Below are 23,086 nucleotides of genomic sequence, written 5' to 3' on the forward strand. Positions count from 1 at the left end.
CCCTCTCCCCAAAGGAGCGAGGGAGAAAAGAGTGCACCACCCCATCCCCTCTCCACTTTTGGGAGAGGGTTAGGGTGAGGGGAAAATGAAATGAAAATTTCGTTAAGACAGGAAAACTCAATACTGACGGGCTTTTTTCACCTGCGCCTGCGTTTGCTCCGCAGCCTCACGCACGGCAGACGACTCTGCCACCTGCGCGTCACCGGTTCGCCACCACGAGGCGTAGTCATGGGTCATGGTCTTCGGCAATACCTTGATGTCCAGCAGCGTCGGGCCCGGATGGGCGCGTGACGCCTCAAGCGCCGCCAGCAGGCTCTGCTCGTCGTTCACCCGCCACGCGCGACAGCCGTAGCTTTCCGCGTTTTGCGCAAAATCGACTTTCACCAGCGGCCCGTCAAGCCGCCCGGTTTCCGGGTTGCGATGGCGATTTTCCGTGCCAAAGCTGCCCATTCCGTGCCCCATCTGCAGGTTGTTGATGCAGCCGAAGCTGGCGTTATCAAACAGCAGAACGGTGACCTTAATGCCCTCCTGTACGGCGGTTTGCAGCTCGGAGTGCAGCATCATGTAGGAGCCATCCCCCACCATGGCGTAAACCGGCTGCCCGGGGCGGGCGAGCTTCGCGCCGATGGCCGCCGCAATCTCGTAGCCCATGCAGGAGTAGCCGTACTCCAGGTGATAGCTGTCCGGCGTTTTGACCTGCCAGAGGCGCTGTAAATCTCCTGGCAGCGAACCGGCCGCGCCCACCACGATGGCGTTATCTTCCACATGCTGATTGATCAGCCCCAGCACCCGCGTCTGGGTCAGGCGGGTATTAAGCGTCTCGCCGTATTCCGCCAGCTGCGCGTCCAGATGCCCCGCCACTTCGGGCGCGTCGTCCGGATGCCACTGGCGATCCCACAGGCGGCGGCACTCATCGCGCCACGCGGATTTCGCCTGGGCGATCGCCTCTCCCCAGCCGCTGCGATACTCGCCGAGCGCGTGGGTTAAGGCCTGGAGCCCGGTTTGGGCATCGGCAATCAGCGCGGTGGCGTCCAGCTTCAGGGCGTCAAACTCGGCCACGTTAAGCAGCAGGAATTCGACATCCGGATGGGAAAAGAGCGCCTTGGAGCCGGTGGTAAAGTCGGTCAGGCGCGTGCCGACGCCAATCACTAAGTCAGCCTGTGGCGCGAGCTGGTTGGCGGCCATTCCCCCCGTCACCCCTACGCCGCCGAGGTTAAGTGGGTGGTCACTTACCAGCGCCCCCTTCCCGGCCTGCGTTTCGGCAAACGGCAGCTGCAGCGTCTCGACAAATTCGCGAAACGCCTCATGCGCGCCGGAGTAGCGCACGCCGCCGCCGCACACCACCAGCGGACGGCGCTTGCGGGCGATCAGCGCCCGCGCCTGCGCCAGTCGCTGCGGATCGGGCGGACGGCGTTCGATGTGGTGCATCCGACGCGCGAAGAAGCTTAGCGGGTAGTCCCACGCTTCCCCTTGCACGTCCTGCGGCAGACAGAGGGTCACCGCTCCGGTATCTGCGGGGTCAGTAAGCGTTCGCATCGCGCTTAGCATGGCGCTCATGAGCTGCTCGGGGCGGTTGATGCGGTCCCAGTAGCGGGAAACCGGACGGAAGCAGTCGTTGGTGCTGATGCTGAGATTGTGATACTGCTCGATCTGCTGCAGCACCGGGTCCGGCTGGCGGCTGGCGTAGATATCGCCCGGCAGCAGTAAAAGCGGGATGCGGTTCGCCGTGGCGGTGGCCGCTGCCGTGACCATATTGGCGGCGCCCGGCCCGACTGAGGAGGTGACGGCAAAAATGCGCTGGCGGCGGTGCTGTTTGGCGAATCCCGTCGCCATGTGGGCAATGCCCTGCTCGTTGCACCCCTGCATGATTTTCAGATGACCGGGATCCTGCTCCAGCGCCTGGCCAATACCCAGCACGTTGCCGTGCCCAAAGATCGTCGCCACGCCCTCCACGAAGGGCGTTTCGTTGCCGTCAACGCTGACGTACTGTTGATTCAGGAACCGGACCAGCGCCTGGGCCATGGTCATACGTTCGGTTTGCATAATGCCTCCTGTCAGCCCAGCGTCGGCATGGAGAACGCAGCGCCTGTCTCCTGCTGCATTTCCGGCCAGCGCGCGGTGATGGTTTTCATTCGGGTGTAGAAACGCACGCCGTCGTTGCCGTGTACGTTGAGCGCGCCAAAGATGGAACGCTTCCAGCCACCGAAACTGTGGAATGCCATCGGCACCGGGATCGGCACGTTGACCCCCACCATGCCCGCCTGCACCTCTTCGCAGAAGCGGCGCGCGCAGCCGCCGTCACGGGTGAAGATCGCCGAGCCATTACCATATTCATGGCGGTTAATAAGGTCCACCGCGCAGGCGTAATCTGCTACCCGCACCACAGAAAGCACCGGGCCAAAAATCTCTTCTTTATAGATGGTCATCTCCGGTGTGACGTTATCGAACAGCGTCGGCCCGACGAAGTAGCCCTGCTCGTGGCCCTTCACGCTGAAGCCGCGCCCGTCCACGCGCAATTTCGCCCCCTGCGCTTCCCCGCTGTCGATATAGCCCAGCACCTTGCTGCGGTGCGCGGAGGAGATAAGCGGCCCCATTTCGTTTTCCGGCGTCTGGTCCAGCCCCGGCCCGACGCGTAGCGCTTCAATCTGTTTTTCCAGCCGGGTGCAGAGGTCATCGGCGGTTTTATCCCCCACCGCCAGCACCACTGAAAGCGCCATGCAGCGTTCCCCCGCCGCGCCGTAGGCCGCGCCCATGATGGCGTTGGTCGCCATCTCCATGTCGGCATCCGGCATTAAAATGCAGTGGTTTTTCGCGCCGCCCAGCGCCTGACAGCGCTTACCGTGGGAGGAGGCGGTCTGGTAAATGTATTCGGCAATCGGCGTGGAGCCGACAAAGCTCACCGCCTGCACGCGCGGGTCGGTCAGGAGCACGTCAACGGACTCTTTATCCCCCTGCACCACGTTGAAGACGCCGTCCGGCAGGCCTGCCTCTTTTAGCAGCTGTGCCAGCGCGAGCGCGAGAGAAGGGTCTTTTTCCGACGGCTTCAGCACGAAGGTATTCCCGGTCGCCAGCGCAATGGGGAACATCCACATCGGCACCATCGCCGGGAAGTTAAACGGCGTGATCCCGGCGCAGACGCCGAGCGGCTGCATCAGCGAGTGGCTGTCGACGCCGGTACCGACGTTCGCAGAGTGTTCACCCTTTTGTAGATGCGGGATACCGCAGGCAAATTCCACCACTTCCAGGCCGCGGGTCAGTTCGCCCACCGCGTCGGAGAAAACCTTGCCGTGCTCTTCGCTGATGATGCGGGCCAGGCGCGTCATGTTCTCTTCCAGCAGCGCCTTGAAGCGGAACATCACGCGCGCGCGCTTAAGCGGAGCCTGGCGCGCCCACGCGGGAAACGCCTGATGCGCGGCGGCAATCGCCTGCTCCGTTTCCTGCGCCGTACTCATCACCACCTGGCGGATCTGCTCGCCGGTGGCCGGGTTGAAGATCGCCTGAACGCGCTGGCCTGAACCGGTGACACATTCGCCGTGAATAAAATTCGCTACCGTCTCCATCCTTAACCTCTCGCTGTTGATACGTGACTGTTACCTGAACGCTGTGTACTGGACACTATATATGAAACAAATATTCCATTTTAAGTTGAAATAAAATAAATGATGATTATTGTGATCAAGGATGGATTTTTATGTTAACAGCCAGCAACACTGACGCTGCGTGCGCTATTAAGGGATTTCAGGCGAGAAAATGACTGAAGCTTCTGTTTCATTTTTGCTGCCAGATGGATGGCCGACATTTAAAAGACGCGGTTTTGCGTTTAGAATCATCAGACTGTATTTGGGGGATAACATGACGACAGCAACCAGCCTGAACGAACTGCAGCAGCAAATCCGCGATCGCTACGATAGCCTGAGCAAGAGGCTGCAGCAGGTCTCCCGCTACGTTCTGGATAACACCAACAGCGTGGCCTTTGATACGGTTGCCGTCATTGCCGAGCGCGCCGACGTGCCGCCTTCGACGCTGATCCGCTTTGCTAACGCCTTTGACTTCACCGGTTTCAACGAAATGAAACAGCTGTTTCGCATGAACCTGGTGGAGGAGACTGCCAGCTACAGCGACCGCGCGCGGCTGTTCCGCGAAATGGAGAGCGAGGCCGTGCCGGAAACGCCGCTCGATATTCTGCAGGAGTTCGCCCGCTCGAACGCGCAGGCGCTGCAGCAGCTGGCCGCCCGCGCCGAGCCGGAAATGCTGGAGCGCGCGGTACAGCTGCTGGCCGACGCCGACACTATCTACATCGCCGGACTGCGCCGCTCGTTTAGCGTCGCTGCCTACCTCACCTATGCCCTGAGCCACCTGGAGTGCCGCCCTATTCTGCTCGACGGCATGGGCGGGATGCTGCGCGAGCAAATCAGCCGCATTAAGGCGCGCGACATCGTGGTGTCGATCAGCTTCTCGCCGTACGCGGAAGAGACGGTGATGGTCAGCGAAACCGCCGCCAGCGTCGGCGCCCGGCAGATCGTGATTACGGACAGCCAGATAAGCCCGCTGGCAACGTTCAGCGATCTCTGCTTTGTGGTGAAAGAGGCGCAGGTGGATGCGTTCCGGTCTCAGTCGGCAACGCTGTGCCTGGTGCAGTCGCTGGTGGTGGCGCTGGCGTATAGGTTGGGTGAAGGGAAATAAGGCAATAAAAAACCCCCTGCGCAGGCAGAGGGTTTGGGTGTTAATTCAGAGGGAAATCATTCCCACTCAATCGTAGCCGGTGGCTTACCGCTGATGTCATACACCACCCGGGAAATACCGTTCACTTCGTTGATGATGCGGTTAGACACGCGGCCTAAGAAGTCATACGGCAGGTGCGCCCAGTGCGCGGTCATGAAGTCGATGGTTTCCACCGCACGCAGGGAAACAACCCAGTCGTACTTACGGCCATCGCCCATTACCCCGACGGAGCGAACCGGCAGGAACACGGTGAACGCCTGGCTTACCTTGTTGTACAGGTCAGCTTTGTGCAGCTCTTCGATGAAGATCGCGTCCGCGCGACGCAGCAGGTCGCAGTACTCTTTCTTCACTTCGCCCAGCACGCGCACGCCGAGACCCGGACCCGGGAACGGGTGACGGTAGAGCATATCGTACGGCAGACCCAGTTCCAGACCGATCTTACGCACTTCGTCTTTGAACAGCTCGCGCAGCGGTTCAACCAGACCCATCTTCATCTCTTTCGGCAGGCCGCCCACGTTGTGGTGAGATTTGATGACGTGCGCTTTACCAGTTGCGGAGGCCGCAGACTCGATCACGTCCGGATAGATGGTACCCTGCGCCAGCCACTTCACGTCTTCCAGCTTCAGCGCTTCTTCGTCGAACACTTCCACGAAGACGCGGCCGATGATCTTACGTTTCGCTTCCGGATCGTTTTCGCCTTTCAGCGCGTCCAGGAAGCGCTGCTCGCCTTCCACGTGAACGATGTTCAGACCGAAGTGGTCGCCGAACATGTCCATGACCTGCTTCGCTTCGTTCAGACGCAGCAGACCGTTGTCCACGAAGACGCAGGTCAGGTTTTTGCCGATGGCGCGGTGCAGCAGCATCGCGGTGACGGAGGAGTCCACGCCGCCGGAGAGGCCGAGGATCACTTTGTCATCGCCAACCTGCTGGCGGATACGCTCAACGGCGTCGTCGATGATTTTTGCCGGGGTCCACAGGGCTTCACACTGGCAAATGTCACGCACGAAGCGCTCCAGCATGCGCATACCCTGACGGGTGTGGGTCACTTCCGGGTGGAACTGCACGCCGTAGAAGCGTTTTTCTTCGTTCGCCATGATGGCGAACGGGCAGCTTTCGGTGCTGGCAACGGTCACGAAGTCGGACGGGATGGCGGTGACTTTGTCGCCGTGGCTCATCCACACGTCCAGCAGCGGCTTGCCATCTGCGGTCAGGGAGTCTTCGATACCGCGCACCAGCGCGCTGTCGGTGACGACTTCAACCTGCGCGTAGCCGAACTCGCGCTCGTTAGAGCCTTCTACGTGGCCGCCCAGCTGCATCGCCATGGTCTGCATGCCGTAGCAGACGCCGAATACCGGTACGCCCGCTTCGAACACGTACTGCGGCGCGCGCGGGCTGTTCTCTTCGGTGGTGCTTTCAGGGCCGCCGGACAGGATGATGCCGCTTGGATTGAATTCGCGAATCTGTGCTTCCGTGACATCCCACGCCCACAGCTCACAGTAAACGCCCAGTTCACGCACGCGGCGCGCGACCAGCTGAGTGTACTGAGAACCGAAGTCCAGGATGAGAATGCGATGTTTATGAATGTTTTCCGTCATTGACGCTAATTCCGAGGCAAGTGAAACAAAACAAAGCGCCCGGCAGAAGCCGGGCGCGGAAACTTATCAGGAGCCCAGACGGTAGTTCGGGGACTCTTTGGTGATCGTCACGTCGTGAACGTGGCTCTCCTGGATACCCGCACCGCTGATGCGTACGAATTCCGCTTTGGTACGCAGCAGGTCAATGGTACCACAGCCGGTCAGACCCATACAGGAACGCAGGCCGCCCATCTGCTGGTGAATGATCTCTTTCAGACGGCCTTTATAGGCCACGCGGCCTTCGATACCTTCCGGTACCAGTTTGTCAGCAGCGTTATCGGTCTGGAAGTAACGGTCAGAGGAACCTTTGGACATCGCGCCCAGGGAGCCCATCCCACGGTAAGATTTGTAAGAACGGCCCTGGTAGAGTTCGATTTCGCCCGGGGATTCTTCGGTACCAGCGAGCATGGAGCCTACCATTACGGCAGCAGCGCCCGCGGCGATGGCTTTAGCGATGTCGCCAGAGAAGCGGATACCGCCGTCAGCGATAACCGGAATACCGGTGCCTTCCAGCGCTTCAACCGCGTCAGAAACCGCGGTGATCTGTGGAACGCCCACGCCGGTCACGATACGGGTGGTACAGATGGAGCCAGGGCCGATACCCACTTTCACCGCGCTGCAGCCGGCGTCAGCCAGCGCGCGAGCGCCTGCGCCCGTCGCCACGTTGCCGCCGATGATCTGCAGGTCAGGGTATTTTGCACGGGTGTCGCGAATACGCTGCAGCACGCCTTCGGAGTGGCCGTGAGAGGAGTCAATCAGCAGGACGTCAACGCCCGCCGCCACCAGCGCGTCAACGCGCTCTTCGTTACCTGCACCCGCGCCTACGGCAGCGCCGACGCGCAGACGGCCATGCTCGTCTTTACAGGCGTTCGGTTTACGTTCTGCTTTTTGGAAATCTTTAACGGTGATCATGCCGCGCAGGTGGAAGTTCGCATCCACAACCAGCGCTTTCTCAACGCGTTTTTCGTGCATTTTCGCCAGCACCACGTCGCGAGTTTCGCCTTCGCGGACGGTCACCAGACGCTCTTTTGGCGTCATGTAGACGCTGACAGGCTGGTTCAGGTCAGTCACGAAGCGCACGTCACGACCGGTGATGATGCCCACCAGTTCATTGTCTTCGGTCACTACCGGGTAGCCGGCAAAGCCGTTACGTTCGGTCAGCGCTTTCACTTCGTGCAAGGTAGTGGTTGGCAGAACGGTCTGAGGATCGGACACGATGCCGGACTCATGTTTCTTCACGCGGCGAACTTCTTCCGCCTGACGCTCGATAGACATGTTTTTGTGGATAAAGCCAATGCCGCCTTCCTGTGCCAGGGCGATAGCCAGGCGCGCTTCAGTCACGGTGTCCATTGCCGCGGAGAGCATAGGAATGTTCAGACGAATGGTTTTCGTCAACTGCGTGCTGAGGTCGGCAGTATTCGGCAGAACGGTGGAATGAGCGGGAACGAGGAGGACGTCGTCAAACGTCAGTGCTTCTTTAGCGATACGTAGCATGGGCAATATCTCTGACCTGGGTGGTTAAATATTGCCGTGGCATTATACAGAGCGTAACCGATTGCATCTACACTTTTTTGAAAAAATGCTTGCGAATGCCTCTCAGCAGGTTACTATCGACTGAATAACTTGCTGATTTAGAATTTGATCCCGCTCACATGTTATCCTCTCAATCCCCCTCAATTTATACTGTCAGCCGCCTTAATCAGACGGTGCGTTTGCTGCTTGAGCAGGAAATGGGGCAGGTCTGGATCAGCGGTGAAATCTCAAACTTCACGCAACCGTCTTCCGGACACTGGTACTTTACCTTAAAAGACGATACCGCCCAGGTGCGCTGCGCGATGTTCCGCAACAGCAACCGTCGCGTGACGTTCCGTCCGCAGCACGGCCAGCAGGTTCTGGTTCGCGCCAATATCACCCTGTATGAGCCGCGCGGCGATTATCAAATCATCGTTGAAAGCATGCAGCCCGCGGGCGAAGGCCTGCTGCAGCAAAAGTATGAACAGTTAAAGGCGAAGCTCTCCGAAGAGGGACTTTTCGACCAACAGTTCAAAAAGCCGCTGCCCTCACCTGCCCACTGCGTGGGTGTCATCACCTCGAAAACCGGTGCCGCCCTGCACGACATTTTGCACGTACTGAAGCGTCGCGATCCTTCCCTGCCCGTCATTATCTACCCGACCGCCGTTCAGGGTGACGATGCGCCAGGTCAGATTGTACGCGCCATTGAACTGGCAAATGCGCGTAAGGAGTGTGACGTGTTGATCGTCGGGCGCGGCGGCGGCTCGCTGGAAGACCTGTGGAGCTTTAACGACGAGCGCGTGGCGCGGGCAATCTTTGCAAGCGAGATCCCCGTGGTGAGCGCCGTCGGGCATGAAACGGACGTGACAATCGCGGATTTTGTTGCGGATCTGCGTGCGCCTACGCCGTCCGCGGCGGCGGAAGTGGTGAGCCGTAACCAGCTGGAGCTGCTGCGTCAGCTTCAGAACGGCCAGCAGCGTCTTGAGATGGCGATGGACTACTTCCTTGCCAACCGTACCCGCCGCTTTACCCAGCTTCATCACCGTCTTCAGCAGCAGCACCCGCAGCTTCGTCTGGCGCGTCAGCAGACCGTGCTGGAACGCCTGCGTCAGCGCATGAACTTTGCGCTTGATAATCAGCTTAAACGCGCGGTGACGCGCCAGCAGCGTGTGACCCAGCGCCTGAACCAGCAGAATCCGCAGCCGAAAATCTATCGTGCGCAAACGCGCATTCAGCAGCTGGAATATCGTCTGGCGGAGACTCTCCGGGCGCGCCTGAGCACCACACGTGAGCGTTTTGGCAACGCGGTGACCCATCTGGAAGCCGTCAGCCCCCTCTCCACGCTGGCGCGCGGCTATAGCGTAACGACAGCAGCGGACGGCAAAGTGCTGAAGCAAACCAAACAGGTGAACACCGGTGACGTTCTTACCACCCGCCTGTCTGACGGCTGGGTGGAAAGCGAAGTGAAATCAATTAAACCGGTGAAAAAGACGCGTCAGCGCAAAACCGGATAATTCTTCGCCGGTTACTTACTATACTGCTGCTATTCCCTTTTTTAATAAGGAGAGCAGCATGTCCCATCTTCGTAGCGTTATTCCCCCTTATATTCTTCGTCGTATTATCGAAAGCGGTTCCGAACCGCAGCAGCGCTATGCCCGTCAGACCTTAACCCACGTCCAGACGCTGATGGCGCATATGCCGGGCAAACCCGCCGCGCCGCACGTGAATAAAGCCGGTCAGCTTGAGCGCGATATCTACGATGCGAAACAGACCCAGGAGCTGCCGGGTACCCAGGTGCGTTACGAGGGCCAGCCGTCGAATGGCGATGTGGCCGTGGATGAGGCGTACGATTATTTGGGTATCACCCATGATTTCTTCTGGAAAGAATATCAACGCGATTCGCTCGATAATAAGGGGCTGATTTTGACCGGCACCGTGCATTACGGTCGGGAATATCAGAACGCCTTCTGGAACGGTCAGCAGATGGTATTTGGCGACGGTGACGGGGAGATCTTTAACCGCTTTACGATTGCCATCGACGTGGTGGCGCACGAGCTGAGCCACGGCGTCACCGAGACCGAAGCCGGGCTAATCTATTTCGAACAGTCGGGCGCGCTGAATGAGTCCCTGTCAGACGTGTTTGGTTCGCTGGTGAAACAGTACCATCTCAAGCAAACCGCCGATAAAGCAGACTGGTTGATTGGTGAAGGGCTGCTCGCCGCGGGCATTAACGGCAAAGGGCTGCGCTCCATGTCTGAACCCGGCACCGCCTACGACGATCCCCTGCTCGGCAAAGACCCGCAGCCCGCGCACATGAAAGATTTCATCAAAACGCGCGAGGATAACGGCGGCGTCCACCTTAACTCCGGCATCCCCAACCGGGCGTTTTACCTGGCCGCGACGGCGATCGGCGGTTACGCCTGGGAAAAAGCCGGTTATGCCTGGTACGACACGGTTTGCGATCGCAATCTGGCGCAGGATGCGGATTTTGATGCCTTCGCAAAACTGACGATAGCGCACGGAGAGAAACGCTTCGGTAGCGACGTTGGGGCGGCGATAAAACAGGCCTGGGAACAGGTGGGAGTGCTGTAAATGCAGGTTCCGGAACTGACGGATGACGCCGTGGTTGAGCTGGCCCGGGAAGGCGGCGTCGCTTTTATTCCTAAGCTGAGCGGCCAGCGTACCATCGCGCTCTCCTCGCTTAATGAGGCCCAGCGCCAGCGCCTGGTGAGCATCCTGGAGCAGGCCTTTCCACGCGGTCAGCCGCCGGGTCAGAAGTCGTCACCCGGCAGCGGTGACCAGCGCTATTTCCGTATCCAGATTATCTGGACCGGCCAAAATCAGGCGCACTATGCCGATATCATCGTGCTGGTACCTGAGCAGGAAGCGCCCGAGTCGCTGGTCGAGCTGTGGAAAAAAGGCGAAGACTGCGTGTGCGATTAGTTTTCGGCCGGAACAAACTCCACGCGCTTTTTAGAAATTAAGCCGTGGCCGTTCTGGCAGAAATAGTCCACCGCCCCGCAGGCCTTTAAGACCTGGAGTGGCTGATGGCACTCCGGGCAGCGGGCTTCGAGCGCAATATCTTTATTACAGCTGTCGCAGTGCGCCGCCCCGTTCAGGGGTTCAAGCTGTGCCTGGCAATCCGGGCAGGTAATGGTCATGGTGTCTCCTTCAGGGCGTTCAGGTCTGCGATAATTTTACCACGTCTTCAGTGCGGGCCACGCAACTGTTGCTGCAAGGTCAGCAGCAGCGCCACCTCATCGATCCTGCGGCGCGTTGTGCGGCTCACCTCCTGCGGATCGCGCTCAAACAGACTGTTTGCGCCAAGAATATGACCGGCAAGACAGCGTTCGTAGATCGTGCCGGGGATATGCCAGCGCTGAATATTCTTACCTTTAACTAGCTCCAGCACATCTTCCGCGCCGCGTCGGTCGTAGTTGATAATGCGGCCGTCGCGTAAATAGAGACGCAGGCCCTTTTGCCCGCCCGCGGGTCCCGCGTATTTATTAAGCCAGATATCCACCGGCACGCCGCTGATGGTTCCCTGCAAGTGCGCCTCGCCTTCCGCGGTGGTCTGGTCACCCTTTGCGATATAGTGGCCCAGGCGGTCTTTAGCCGTTACCACCTGCAGCGTCATATCGTCCTGACCGCCCAGATAGCGCAGCGTTTCACGCAGCATCGCCAGCACGTGCGTTCCGATATCCAGAATCACGCCGTCCGGGTGGCGAAGCGTTCTGGTATCCGGCTCTCCGGTCGCGAAATTGAGCGCGATGGGTTCCCCTGCGGCGTTATATCCGCTCGGCTCCTGCAAAAAACCTTCGATTCTGGCAATGTCAGATACATGGCCGACCAGCGACCGCTTCACCGTTTCGATGCGCGCCATCCAGTGGTCGAGCGCCAGCACGCGGGACGCCACGCCGGGCGTTGCCAGCAGCGCGTTGAGTTTTTCGATTTGAGGAAGCGTGGCGACAATCGGTTTTTCAATCACAATCCGCGGAACCGGCGAGGCAATCGCCAGCTCAAGCACCTCAAGGTGGTGCAGCGATGCGGTGGTAATAAAAAGGGTATCCAGCGGGGTGGCTAAAAGCGCCGCAAGCGAGGCGCAGCGCGTAACGCCTTCAGGGTGCTTTGCGGGGAGAACATCAAAGCCGAAACAACGAACAGCGCCATCGAACAGATTACGTAGTGCGGGCAGATACGCTGTTTCCACTACCGCACCAAGACCAACAAATCCTAACTGCATGGTTTCACCTCAGGAAGTACAGTGCCGGGGCATAACGCCTGCCCCGGCACACTGAGGTTTATGAGGCGCTAGTTGCCGGTTTAGTTTGTGCATTTTCCAGCATGCGGCGCACCGGAACAATGAGGACGATCAGCACTGCGGCACAAATCAGCAGCGCGATGGAGCAGCGCGCGAAGAGATCCGGCAGCATATCCAGCTGGTCGGCCTTCACGTGACCGCCAATCAGGCCCGCCGCGAGGTTCCCCAGCGCGCTGGCGCAGAACCACAGCCCCATCATCTGGCCGCGCATTCTCTCCGGCGCCAGCAGGGTCATGGTCGCCAGACCGATCGGGCTCAGGCACAGCTCACCCAGCGTCAGCATTAAGATACTGCCCACCAGCCAGAACGGCGACACGCCCGCCCCGCCGTTGCTCAGCACGTTCTGTGCCGCCAGCATCATCAAGCCAAAGCCCGCTGCCGCACACAGAATACCGATAACAAACTTGGTGATGCTGCTCGGGCGAATGTTCATGCTCGCGAGCTTTGGCCATGCCCAGCTGAACACCGGGGCCAGCAGGATGATGAACAGGGCGTTAATCGACTGGAACCACACCGCCGGAATTTCAAAATCACCGATCATGCGGTTAGTATAGTCGTTGGCAAACAGGTTGAACGAGGTTGGCTTCTGCTCAAACGCGGACCAGAAGAACGCGGCGGAGACCAGCAGAATAAAGCAGACCAGCAGCCTGGCGCGCTCTTTGCGGTTCAGGCCCGCGAAGATGAACAGGTAGATGAAGTAGAGGGCAACGGACGCCGCAATTACGTAGACCAGCACGCTGGCTACCGCGACCGGGTTAATGACAATCACGCCCTGCGCGATCAGCGTCACGAGCGTTGCCACGCCTGCCGCCAGCGCCAGCAGCCAGACGCCCACGCCGTTGCGCTTCACCACCGGGCTGTTCCATGTGGAGTCCAGACCGACTTCGCTGTCGTAGCGCTTCATCGCCGGAACCGCAAATACGCGGAAGATAATCAGCGCCACCAGCATCCCGATGCCGCCAATACCAAAGCCCCAGTGCCAGCCGTGGGTTTTTATCAGCCAGCCGGAAATCAGCGGGGCGATGAACGAGCCCATATTAATGCCCATGTAGAACAGCGAGAAACCGCCGTCACGACGCGCATCGCCTTTTTTATACAGGGTGCCGACCATCACCGAGATACAGGTTTTGAACAGGCCAGAGCCGAGCACGATGAACATCAGGCCGATAAAGAACAGGTTGTTGCCCATGATAGCCGACAGCGCAATCGACAGGTGGCCGAGCGCGATCAGAATCGAACCGTACCAGACGGCTCTCTGCTGGCCGAGCCAGTTATCCGCCAGCCAGCCGCCCGGCAGCGCGGCCAGGTACATGGTACCGGCAAAAATACCGACAATCGCCGAGGCGTTTTCACGCGCCAGGCCCATCCCGCCGTCATAGACGGTGGCGGCCATAAACAGGATCAGCAGCGGGCGAATGCCGTAGAACGAGAAACGCTCCCACATCTCGGTAAAGAACAGCGAACCGAGCGGATAAGGATGGCCGAAGAAGGTTCGGCTCTCTTTGTGATTAACAGAGGATTGCATAATTCTCCCGAAAGGTATGTGTCGTGCTTGTAAACACCAGCAGGTACGCCGGCCAGTTACGTATCTGACCGATTTTTTACATGCGGCGAAAAGTTAGTTAACCATTTGATAACCAGTCGCTAGTTTTGTCTAGTACCGGACCAGGGACTTTAAGATGAAAATTCGACGATTGTCTACTTTTCTGGATTTAAAGATGGTTGGGAGTGAATAGTGATTGACTTCACACAGAGAGAACCGACGGTATGATTGGGCCAAAAAAAAGCCCGCGATAAACGCGGGCCTTTGTGAGATCGGCAATGATTATTTGCTTTTCTTAATGTGCTTAATCAAACGCTTACGCTTACGCATCTGGTTCGGCGTCAGGGTGTTGCGCTTGTTGGCGAACGGGTTTTCCCCTTCCTTAAACTGGATACGAATAGGCGTGCCCATCACGTCCAGCGATTTACGGAAGTAGTTCATCAGGTAGCGCTTGTAGGAGTCCGGCAGGTCTTTCACCTGGTTGCCGTGAATCACCACGATTGGCGGGTTATAGCCACCGGCGTGGGCATATTTCAGCTTCACGCGACGACCGCGCACCAGCGGCGGTTGGTGATCTTCTGCAGCCATATTCATGATACGGGTCAGCATAGCGGTGCTCTGACGACGGGTGGAGCTGTCGTAGGCTTCACGCACGGATTCGAACAGGTTACCGACGCCGCTGCCGTGCAGCGCAGAGATAAAGTGCACGCGGGCAAAGTCGATAAAGCCCAGACGGAAGTCCAGGGTCTCTTTAACCTGCTCGCGCACTTCATTGCTCAGGCCATCCCACTTGTTGACGACAATGACCAGTGAGCGCCCACTATTGAGGATAAAGCCGAGCAGAGAGAGATCCTGATCGGAGATACCTTCACGCGCGTCGATGACCAGCAGCACCACGTTGGCATCTTCAATCGCCTGCAGGGTTTTGATAACGGAGAATTTCTCCACCACGTCGGTGATTTTTCCGCGCTTACGTACACCGGCAGTGTCGATGAGGACATACTCACGTTCATCGCGCTGCATCGGGATGTAGATGCTGTCACGCGTAGTGCCCGGCATGTCGTAAACCACCACGCGCTCTTCACCCAGAATACGGTTAGTAAGCGTAGACTTACCTACGTTTGGACGACCTACGATAGCCAGCTTGATCGGCAGATCCTGCGGGTTAAAGTCATCCTCAGGCTCTTCTTCTTCGCCCTCTTCACCGTCTTCGAACTGCGCCCAGTATGCGGCGTCTTCGTCCACCTCTTCCGGCGGATTCACTTCGTCCACCCACGGCAGCAGAACGGTTTCCAGCAGGCTGGTCACACCGCGACCATGCGATGCCGCAATCGGGTGGATATCCCCCATGCCCAGAGACCAGAAGTCCGCGATAGCCTGATCGGCATCGATGCCGTCAGTTTTGTTCGCCACCAGGAAAGTTGGCTTTTCGCGAGAACGCAGGTGCTTAGCGATTGCGGAGTCCGCCGGCATCAGGCCAGCGCGCGCATCTACCATGAACAGCACGACATCCGCTTCTTCAATCGCCAGCAAGGACTGTTCCGCCATGCGGGTTTCAACGCCGTCTTCTGTGCCATCAATACCGCCGGTATCAATACAGATGAACTCGCGTCCTTCCACCTCTGCACGACCGTACTTACGGTCACGCGTCAGCCCCGGGAAATCCGCAACCAGCGCATCACGGGTGCGTGTTAAACGGTTAAAAAGAGTGGATTTTCCAACGTTAGGGCGCCCGACAAGCGCGACCACAGGTACCATGTTTGAAGCCTCATAAAATTCAAATAAACGTCGCATTCGCGGCGTTTTTAAAAATGTCAAAACGGCTCCTGAGTGAACAGGAGCCGTTTAGTATACTACAACCGCCGGGTAATTAACGCGTGATCGCGTACAGCGTGCCGTCTTTTGCCTGAATCAGCAGTTTGCCGTCAGCCACAACCGGGTCGGTCAGGAAGCCTGAACCGTCCACTTTCTGCTGCGCCACGAAGCGGCCATTCTCTGGATCAACCCAGTGCATATAGCCTTCGCTGTCGCCAACCACCAGGCTACCGTTGTACAGCACTGGCGCGGTCAGCAGACGGTGCAGCAGATCGCTTTGCGTCCACAGCGTCACGCCGCCTTCGGTGCTCAGCGCCAGCAGGCGATCGTTCTGGTCAACCATATAGATGCGGTTACCGTCCACGATGAAATCATTCACAGAGCCCAGCTCACGTTTCCACATGATCTGGCCGCTGCGCAAGTCCAGCGCGGTCAGGTTGCCGTTATAGGCCAGGGCGTAAACCACACCGTCAACGATAACCGGGGTAGTGTCTACGTCGCTCAGGCGGTCGATTTCCGTTGAGCCAGTGGCCTGCGAGATACGCTGCTGCCAGATCATCTGGCCCTGCTGCATCAGCACGGCGCTCACGCGACCGTTGTCACCGCCCACAATGGCAGCGCCAAATGCGGTTGCAGGTGCGGATTCACCGCGCAGAGAGAGCGCAGGCATATCCAGGTTAACGGTCCATTTCACCAGACCGTCCGCTTCGTTCAGCGCCTGCAGCTGGCCGTTGCTGGTATGGATCAGCACCAGCCCGTCGCTCACGACCGGACGTGACAAGGATTCACCGGCTACGGCGGTCTGCCATGCAACAGAACCATCGCTGGCATTCAGCGCGTAAACCTGCGCTTTTTCGCTGCCCACGTAGACATGCCCACCGGAAACGGTCAGGCCGCCAGACAGCAGTGCAGGTTTACGGGAGAACCAGCCGTCTTTTTCCGCCAGGTTAACAGACCAGACCTCTTTCCCGTCATCGGCGTTCACCGCTTTCACGGTACCTTTGCGGTCAGCGGCATAGACAACGCTGTCTGCATACGCAGGATGAAGGTTGGAATAGAAATCACCAATCCCACTACCCACGGAGACATCCCACGCGGTGGATGGGGTAAACTGGTTTTCAACCGTCGGCAGTGGGGACATTTTCACAACGTCTTCTTCGCCACTGAACAGTGAACAACCACTTAATAACGTAACAGAAAGCAGTCCTGGCAGAAGTAATTTACGCAATTGCATCGGGTCCCTCTCAGACGGACAAATTATTTATTTTCATCTGCATCATTTCGCTCAGCGCAGGTGACGCTTTGCTCTCTACGCCAGCTTGCCACGCTTTACGCGCGCCTGCTTTGTCACCTTTGCTCAGCAGTGCTTCACCGCGCAGATCGGCAACGATGGCAGCAAAACCTTCGCCTTTGATGGTATCGAGCGTTTTCAGCGCGTCGTCAGCTTTTTTCTGCTGAACCTGAATACGTGCCAGGCGCAGATTGATCACCGCTTTCAGGTTTTCATCGCTGGCAGCAGCAAGGCCCTGAGACAGCTGAGCAGCGGCTTTATCCAGTTCGTTTTTATCAACGTACTGCTGAGCCACTTCCAGCGCTGCCAGTGCACCGTAGGTGTTTTTGTTGTCAGCGGCAAATTTCTCTGCCGCAGCCAGCGTTTGCGGCTGGTCGGCACGAATCGCGCTAACGGTATTTTCATAGGACAGGGACGCGCCGCGCGCGGAATCCGCCTGATGGTTGTTCCAGTAACGCCAGCCCACCAGCGCACCCACACCTAAAATAACCCCAACAACCAGCGCTTTGCCGTTTTCAGCAAAGAAGCGTTTAATCGCGTCGACCTGATCGTGTTCGTTCTCGTACATTTCCACGCCGTCTTTCTCCTTAGCCCAATAGAGTGCGCAAGTGCGCCGCAACGCCGTCCTGCGTTACCGTTGTCTGCTCACCAGAGCGCAGGTCTTTTACTACCACTTCGCCGTTAGCCACTTCGGACTCGCCCAGCACCAGTGCAATACTTGCGCCCCACTTATCGGCACGAGCAAACTGTTTTTTGAAGTTGCCGCCGCCATGGTTGGTCATCAGCTTAACGCCCGGCAGCGCATCGCGCACGCGTTCGGCAAGCTGCATCGCCGCAGACTGCGTTTCCGCGCCTGAAGCCACCAGGTATATATCGACAACGGAATCTGCTTTAAATTCCGGATTAACTGCCTGAACCAGCAAAACAAGTCGCTCAAGACCCATCGCGAAGCCAACCGCAGGCGCCGCACGACCACCCAGTTGCTCAACCAGACCGTCATAACGGCCGCCGGCACACACGGTGCCCTGAGAACCGAGGCTGGTGGTTACCCACTCAAATACGGTGCGGTTGTAGTAGTCCAGACCGCGCACCAGACGCTGGTTCACGGTGTAGGCAATGCCCGCCGCTTCGAGAAGCTTGCACAGGCCGGTAAAGTGTTCGCGAGACTCGTCGTCCAGGTAGTCACCCAGCGCAGGGGCATCGTTCAGCAGCGCCTGAACATCAGGGTTTTTGGAATCCAGCACGCGCAGCGGGTTGCTGTACATGCGACGTTTGCAGTCTTCGTCCAGCTTCTCTTTATGCTGCTCCAGGAACGCCACCAGCGCATCGCGGTAGTTAGCGCGCGCTTCCAGAGAACCGATTGAGTTCAGTTCCAGCGAAACGTGCTCAGAGATACCGAGGGCGCGCCACCAGCGAGCGGTCAGCATAATCAGTTCGGCATCGATGTCCGGGCCCTGCAGGCCAAAGACTTCCACACCCAGCTGGTTAAACTGGCGATAACGACCTTTCTGCGGACGTTCGTGGCGGAACATCGGGCCGATATACCACAGGCGCTGCTCCTGATTGTACAGAAGACCATGTTCGATGCCGGCGCGTACGCAGCCCGCCGTACCTTCCGGACGCAGGGTCAGGCTGTCGCCGTTGCGGTCCTCAAAGGTGTACATCTCTTTTTCAACCACGTCGGTCACTTCACCGATCGCGCGTTTGAATAACGGGGTCTGCTCTACAATCGGCAAACGGATTTCGCTGTAACCGTAGCTGCCGAGCACCTGCTTCAGCGTGCCTTCAATGCGCTGCCAGATGGCGGTTTCGCCAGGCAGGTAATCGTTCATGCCGCGGATGGCTTGAATGTTTTTTGCCACGTTTATTCTCTTTCTATATACAAAAAAAACCCAAAGAATGGGTTCAATCATACATGGGAAGCGGCACGCTTCCCATCACGTTATTTTTCAACCTGCTGAACGCTGATACGCTGTGTCTCGTCCATCATCGCGGCTTTGGCGCGGATGCGGGCTTCAAGCTGGTCAATCATGTCGCTATTATCCAGACGATCTTTACGAACGCCATCTTCATAGAGACCACTTTTCTTGTTACCGCCGGTTACGCCCAGGGTTGAGACCAGCGCTTCACCCGGACCGTTCACGACACAGCCGATGATGGAGACGTCCATCGGGGTGATGATGTCTTCCAGACGCTGCTCCAGGGCATTCACCGTGCCGATCACGTCAAATTCCTGACGCGAACAGGTTGGGCAGGCAATGAAGTTGATCCCACGCGAGCGGATACGCAGCGATTTCAGAATATCGAAACCGACCTTGATCTCTTCTACCGGATCCGCCGCCAGCGAGACGCGCAGGGTGTCGCCGATCCCTTCGGAGAGCAGCAGGCCCAGGCCGATCGCAGACTTCACCGAACCGCTACGCAGGCCGCCCGCTTCGGTGATCCCGAGATGCAGAGGCTGGTCGATCTGTTTTGCCAGCAGGCGATACGATTCAACGGCCAGGAAAACGTCAGAGGCTTTTACGCTGACCTTGAACTGATCGAAGTTAAGACGATCCAGATGATCGACGTGACGCATGGCGGATTCGAGCAGCGCCTGCGGCGTTGGCTCGCCATATTTTTCCTGCAGATCTTTTTCCAGAGAGCCGGCGTTTACGCCGATACGGATTGGAATGTTTTTGTCGCGGGCGCAGTCAACCACCATGCGAATGCGTTCTTCATTGCCGATGTTGCCCGGGTTAATACGCAGGCAATCAACGCCGTATTCAGCAACTTTCAGCGCGATACGGTAGTCGAAGTGGATATCTGCAACCAGCGGCACGCTGACCTGCTGTTTGATCAGCTTGAACGCCTCAGCGGCATCCATCGTGGGCACTGAGACGCGAACAATGTCCGCGCCTACACGCTCTAATGCTTTGATTTGGTTGACCGTTGCTTCCACATCCGTGGTGCGCGTATTGGTCATCGACTGGACGGCGATAGGTGCCCCATCGCCGACTGGCACATTCCCAACGTAAATCCGTTTCGATTTTCTACGTTGAATCGGAGCCTGGTTATGCATGAAAAATCTCCCGCGTTGCCCGTCTGTTACTGTGCTGCTGATTGTTCGGCATTAACGGTAAGACGTGCAACCTGGTTAGTTCTGATAAAGCGGCTCAGGTCGACAGGTTTTCCTTGATACTGGATCTGTACCGCTGCCGGAGCGCCGATTTTAAGTTTGTAAGGTGCCTGACCCGTTAGGTTTAACGTGCCATCTTTCCGCTGCAGGCCGCTGAACAGTTTTTTACCTGTCGCGTCAGTCACTTCCAGCCAACAGTCAGCCGTGAAGTTCATCACCAGCGCGTTTGGATCGGCGGCTGGCGCGGCGGTTGCCGCCGGGTCGGTCGGCAGGGACGCTGCGGCGTTGTTCGCCGGCTGAGTCGCTGCAGGGACGTTCGCCGCAGTATCGACATTTGCCTGAGAAGGGGCGACGACCGCGTTTTGATCCTGAGCCTGAGGCGCAGCGGTGTTCGCCGTTGCGGCCGGAGCCTGTGCTGCATCGGTTGCCGGAGCCGTTGTTTGCGGCTCGCTTGAGGCCGCCGCACCGTCGGTGTTAAGCGGAACGCTCTGGGCACCACCATTGCTCGCCTGATTGAGTTCAGCGGAGGATTGATCGGCCATCGTGGTGATCTCTTCCTGCTGCGCCTTGTGGTTTTGCCACCACCATGCGCCGGTCAGGCCGACAACAACAAACAGCACCAGCCAGGTAAAGCTCATCAGCCAGCCATCACGTTTTTTACGACGTTTCCCCAGGGAGAAAGTTTGCATCGGGGCAACTTTTGCTGCACGAACCGGTGCCTGCTTCTCCATCATTGGCAGTAATTCGTTTTCGGGGATGTGCACCAGTTTTGCGTAAGAGCGGATATAGCCGCGCAGAAATGTTGAAGCCAGATCGGCAGGCGCCTTATCTTCTTCAATATCGCGAACCGTGGAAACTTTCAGGCACAAGCGTTCTGCAACAGCTTGCTGGCTGAGTCCGAGTTGTTCACGGGCGTTGCGAAGACGAACGCCAGTGGAGAGTGCTTCATGTTGGTCGTGAGTGGCTTCAGTATTCATTCGCTACAACTACTGGTACGTGAAAAAAAGGGTTCAGGTGCCGGTGAGTCACAATGCCGCCCGCACCGCGAAACTTCAGGTCAGTTAACCTTGAACAGACAGTATAAGACTGTCAGCCGGTAGATGACAGTGCAGCTCTGCCCGCGTGGCTAAACTGTTGTTACGTCGTTACATACTGCCCGAAACTCATATGAAACGCACCGTAATTATTAATCAAACGTCACGAATCTGACTGATTATTCAGTCAGATTATGCATCACAGCGTAGATAATGCGCCGTGATGCATAATAATCAAACAGCTTTAACCGCAATGGTCTCGCCCTGCATGCGTTTACGCAGGGTACGTTTGGTACGGTCAATGACGTCACCGGCCAACTGTCCGCATGCAGCATCAATATCATCACCGCGGGTTTTACGCACGATGGTGGTGAAACCATACTCCATCAGCACCTTGGAGAAACGGTCGATACGGCTGTTCGAGCTACGGCCATACGGCGCGCCCGGGAACGGGTTCCATGGGATCAGGTTGATTTTGCATGGCGTATCCTTCAGCAGTTCAGCCAGCTGATGCGCGTGCTCAGTACCGTCGTTGACGTGGTCCAGCATCACGTACTCGATGGTGACGCGGCCCTGGTTTGCGTTGGATTTCTCCAGGTAGCGACGCACGGCAGCGAGGAAGGTTTCGATATTGTACTTTTTGTTAATCGGTACAATTTCGTCACGAATTTCATCGTTTGGCGCGTGCAGGGAGATAGCCAGCGCAACGTCAATCATGTCGCCGAGCTTATCCAGCGCAGGCACAACGCCTGAGGTAGACAGCGTCACGCGGCGCTTGGACAGGCCAAAACCGAAGTCATCCAGCATGATTTCCATCGCCGGCACCACGTTGGTCAGGTTCAGCAGCGGTTCGCCCATTCCCATCATTACCACGTTGGTGATAGGACGCGTGCCGGTCACTTTTGCTGCACCCACGATTTTCGCGGCGCGCCAGACCTGACCGATGATTTCAGACACGCGAAGGTTACGGTTAAAACCTTGCTGAGCCGTAGAGCAGAATTTGCACTCCAGCGCACAGCCCACCTGAGAAGAGACGCACAGCGTGGCACGATCGTCTTCCGGGATGTAGACGGTTTCAACGCGCTGATCGCCTACGGCAATCGCCCATTTGATGGTGCCGTCTGCCGAGCGCTGCTCTTCCACCACTTCCGGCGCGCGGATTTCAGCCACTTCTTTGAGCTTGTTGCGCAGCACTTTGTTGATGTCGGTCATCTCATCAAAGTTGTCGCTGCAGTAGTGGTACATCCATTTCATTACCTGATCGGCACGAAACGGCTTCTCACCCATATCTTTAAAGAACTCGCGCATCTGCTGACGGTTCAGGTCCAGCAGGTTAATTTTTCCATTTTTATTGGGAACCGCAGGAATGGCGACTTCGGAGGTATTCACTAGTTCAGACATAATTTTTTCCGGCCTCGTTGTTACACGTTGTGGCCCTTGGTGGGTTGAAAAGAAACGCCCCGGAAAGCGGTCTGCTCGTCCGGGGCGTTGCATTGTACAAAGTCTGGCGCAGGGATGCCACGTTTGCACGCGGCATTTACGAAATTATTAGCGAGTGCGCGGGCACACTTCGCCTTCAGCGAAGAAGAACGCGATTTCGCGCGCGGCAGACTCAACGGAGTCGGAACCGTGAGTGCCGTTCTCGGTGAAGCTGTCCGCGTAGTCAGCGCGCAGGGTACCTGCCAGCGCGTTGTCCGGGTTGGTTGCACCCAGCAGATCGCGGTGACGCTGTACCGCGTTTTCGCCTTCCAGCACGGAGACCACGATTGGACCGGAGGTCATGAACTCCACCAGGCCGTCAAAGAATGGACGACCTTCGTGCTCAGCGTAGAAGCCGCGAGCCTGCTCAACGGTCAGGTGCAGCATTTTGGTGCCAACGATCTTAAACCCTGCTGATTCAAAGCGAGCGAAGATGCTGCCAATAACGTTTTTTGCCACCGCGTTTGGTTTGATGATGGAAAAAGTACGTTCAATAGCCATTGATAACCTCTGTAAAATGTTCTGTTGTTTTGCATACCTGAGTATGGTGTGGCGCGGATTATAAAGAGCAATAGCGCCATTGCCTATGGTTCTGCATAACATTTTTTTAAAATGAG

The 23,086-nt window shown here is 57.7% G+C and carries 19 protein-coding genes; 4 read left to right on the top strand and 15 right to left on the bottom strand.

Annotated elements, in window-relative coordinates; genetic code table 11:
• Positions 1 to 117 precede the first annotated feature (117 nt).
• Both iolD and IM284_RS08805 read right to left on the bottom strand, forming a co-directional pair.
• Complete coding sequence (gene iolD, locus IM284_RS08800) at positions 118 to 2,043, bottom strand: 3D-(3,5/4)-trihydroxycyclohexane-1,2-dione acylhydrolase (decyclizing) (RefSeq protein ID WP_047368087.1); 1,926 nt, start codon at positions 2,041 to 2,043, stop codon at positions 118 to 120.
• A gap of 11 nt (positions 2,044 to 2,054) precedes the next feature.
• The gene (locus IM284_RS08805) at positions 2,055 to 3,560 is read right to left on the bottom strand and encodes a CoA-acylating methylmalonate-semialdehyde dehydrogenase (RefSeq protein WP_047368088.1); all 1,506 of its coding nucleotides are present in this window, start codon (positions 3,558 to 3,560) and stop codon (positions 2,055 to 2,057) included.
• A 292-nt stretch (positions 3,561 to 3,852) separates the two neighbouring features.
• Here IM284_RS08805 and IM284_RS08810 point away from each other — a divergent pair, with 292 nt between their 5' ends.
• A complete protein-coding gene (locus IM284_RS08810) occupies positions 3,853 to 4,683 on the top strand; it encodes a MurR/RpiR family transcriptional regulator (RefSeq protein WP_008502123.1) in 831 nt (276 codons plus the stop codon).
• A 56-nt stretch (positions 4,684 to 4,739) separates the two neighbouring features.
• On the opposite strand, the gene guaA is transcribed toward IM284_RS08810, so the two are convergent.
• Together guaA and guaB are read right to left on the bottom strand one after the other, a co-directional pair.
• On the bottom strand, positions 4,740 to 6,317 hold the full coding sequence (gene guaA / locus IM284_RS08815) for a glutamine-hydrolyzing GMP synthase (protein ID WP_003860599.1): 1,578 nt from the start codon (positions 6,315 to 6,317) through the stop codon (positions 4,740 to 4,742).
• Between the two features lie 66 nt (positions 6,318 to 6,383).
• On the bottom strand, positions 6,384 to 7,850 hold the full coding sequence (gene guaB / locus IM284_RS08820; protein WP_014884799.1) for an IMP dehydrogenase: 1,467 nt from the start codon (positions 7,848 to 7,850) through the stop codon (positions 6,384 to 6,386).
• A 158-nt stretch (positions 7,851 to 8,008) separates the two neighbouring features.
• Here guaB and xseA point away from each other — a divergent pair, with 158 nt between their 5' ends.
• The 3 genes from xseA to IM284_RS08835 are packed head-to-tail and all read left to right on the top strand — an operon-like array spanning position 8,009 to position 10,811.
• Positions 8,009 to 9,382 carry an exodeoxyribonuclease VII large subunit gene (gene xseA / locus IM284_RS08825; RefSeq protein WP_047368089.1) on the top strand — a complete coding sequence of 458 codons (1,374 nt, stop codon included), beginning with the start codon at positions 8,009 to 8,011 and terminating at the stop codon, positions 9,380 to 9,382.
• Positions 9,383 to 9,440: 58 nt separating this feature from the next.
• Positions 9,441 to 10,460, top strand: coding sequence for a M4 family metallopeptidase (locus IM284_RS08830; RefSeq protein ID WP_047368090.1), 1,020 nt, complete (start codon positions 9,441 to 9,443; stop codon positions 10,458 to 10,460).
• Positions 10,461 to 10,811: a protealysin inhibitor emfourin gene (locus IM284_RS08835; RefSeq protein ID WP_047368091.1), complete on the top strand. Its 351-nt coding sequence runs from the start codon at positions 10,461 to 10,463 to the stop codon at positions 10,809 to 10,811.
• On the opposite strand, the gene IM284_RS08840 is transcribed toward IM284_RS08835, so the two are convergent.
• From IM284_RS08840 to ndk, 11 genes are all read right to left on the bottom strand, one after another.
• Positions 10,808 to 11,029 carry a zinc ribbon domain-containing protein gene (locus IM284_RS08840; protein ID WP_047368092.1) on the bottom strand — a complete coding sequence of 74 codons (222 nt, stop codon included), beginning with the start codon at positions 11,027 to 11,029 and terminating at the stop codon, positions 10,808 to 10,810. The two genes, IM284_RS08835 and IM284_RS08840, sit on opposite strands and share 4 nt — an antisense overlap.
• A 47-nt stretch (positions 11,030 to 11,076) precedes the next feature.
• Positions 11,077 to 12,111 (bottom strand): oxidoreductase, encoded by a 1,035-nt coding sequence (locus IM284_RS08845; protein WP_047368093.1) that lies wholly within the window; start codon positions 12,109 to 12,111, stop codon positions 11,077 to 11,079.
• A gap of 58 nt (positions 12,112 to 12,169) precedes the next feature.
• Positions 12,170 to 13,714 (bottom strand): peptide MFS transporter, encoded by a 1,545-nt coding sequence (locus tag IM284_RS08850; RefSeq protein ID WP_047368094.1) that lies wholly within the window; start codon positions 13,712 to 13,714, stop codon positions 12,170 to 12,172.
• Positions 13,715 to 14,014: 300 nt separating this feature from the next.
• Positions 14,015 to 15,490: a ribosome biogenesis GTPase Der gene (der, locus tag IM284_RS08855; protein WP_028014057.1), complete on the bottom strand. Its 1,476-nt coding sequence runs from the start codon at positions 15,488 to 15,490 to the stop codon at positions 14,015 to 14,017.
• Positions 15,491 to 15,602: 112 nt separating this feature from the next.
• Complete coding sequence (bamB, locus tag IM284_RS08860) at positions 15,603 to 16,781, bottom strand: outer membrane protein assembly factor BamB (protein WP_028014058.1); 1,179 nt, start codon at positions 16,779 to 16,781, stop codon at positions 15,603 to 15,605.
• A 10-nt stretch (positions 16,782 to 16,791) separates the two neighbouring features.
• Entirely contained in the window at positions 16,792 to 17,412 is a 621-nt protein-coding gene (locus tag IM284_RS08865) for a YfgM family protein (protein ID WP_028014059.1), read from the bottom strand.
• 13 nt (positions 17,413 to 17,425) lie between these two features.
• Positions 17,426 to 18,700 carry a histidine--tRNA ligase gene (gene hisS / locus IM284_RS08870; RefSeq protein WP_028014060.1) on the bottom strand — a complete coding sequence of 425 codons (1,275 nt, stop codon included), beginning with the start codon at positions 18,698 to 18,700 and terminating at the stop codon, positions 17,426 to 17,428.
• A gap of 80 nt (positions 18,701 to 18,780) precedes the next feature.
• A complete protein-coding gene (ispG, locus tag IM284_RS08875; RefSeq protein ID WP_025757688.1) occupies positions 18,781 to 19,899 on the bottom strand; it encodes a flavodoxin-dependent (E)-4-hydroxy-3-methylbut-2-enyl-diphosphate synthase in 1,119 nt (372 codons plus the stop codon).
• 26 nt (positions 19,900 to 19,925) lie between these two features.
• Entirely contained in the window at positions 19,926 to 20,933 is a 1,008-nt protein-coding gene (rodZ, locus tag IM284_RS08880) for a cytoskeleton protein RodZ (protein ID WP_047368095.1), read from the bottom strand.
• A 291-nt stretch (positions 20,934 to 21,224) separates the two neighbouring features.
• A complete protein-coding gene (locus IM284_RS08885; protein WP_028014062.1) occupies positions 21,225 to 22,391 on the bottom strand; it encodes a bifunctional tRNA (adenosine(37)-C2)-methyltransferase TrmG/ribosomal RNA large subunit methyltransferase RlmN in 1,167 nt (388 codons plus the stop codon).
• Positions 22,392 to 22,538: 147 nt separating this feature from the next.
• Positions 22,539 to 22,970 (bottom strand): nucleoside-diphosphate kinase, encoded by a 432-nt coding sequence (gene ndk / locus IM284_RS08890; protein WP_003860625.1) that lies wholly within the window; start codon positions 22,968 to 22,970, stop codon positions 22,539 to 22,541.
• Between the last annotated feature and the right edge of the window lie 116 nt (positions 22,971 to 23,086).

It is taken from the genome of Enterobacter cloacae complex sp. P12RS (genome assembly GCF_014895875.1).
In the GTDB taxonomy this organism is placed as follows: Bacteria; Pseudomonadota; Gammaproteobacteria; order Enterobacterales; family Enterobacteriaceae; genus Enterobacter; species Enterobacter bugandensis.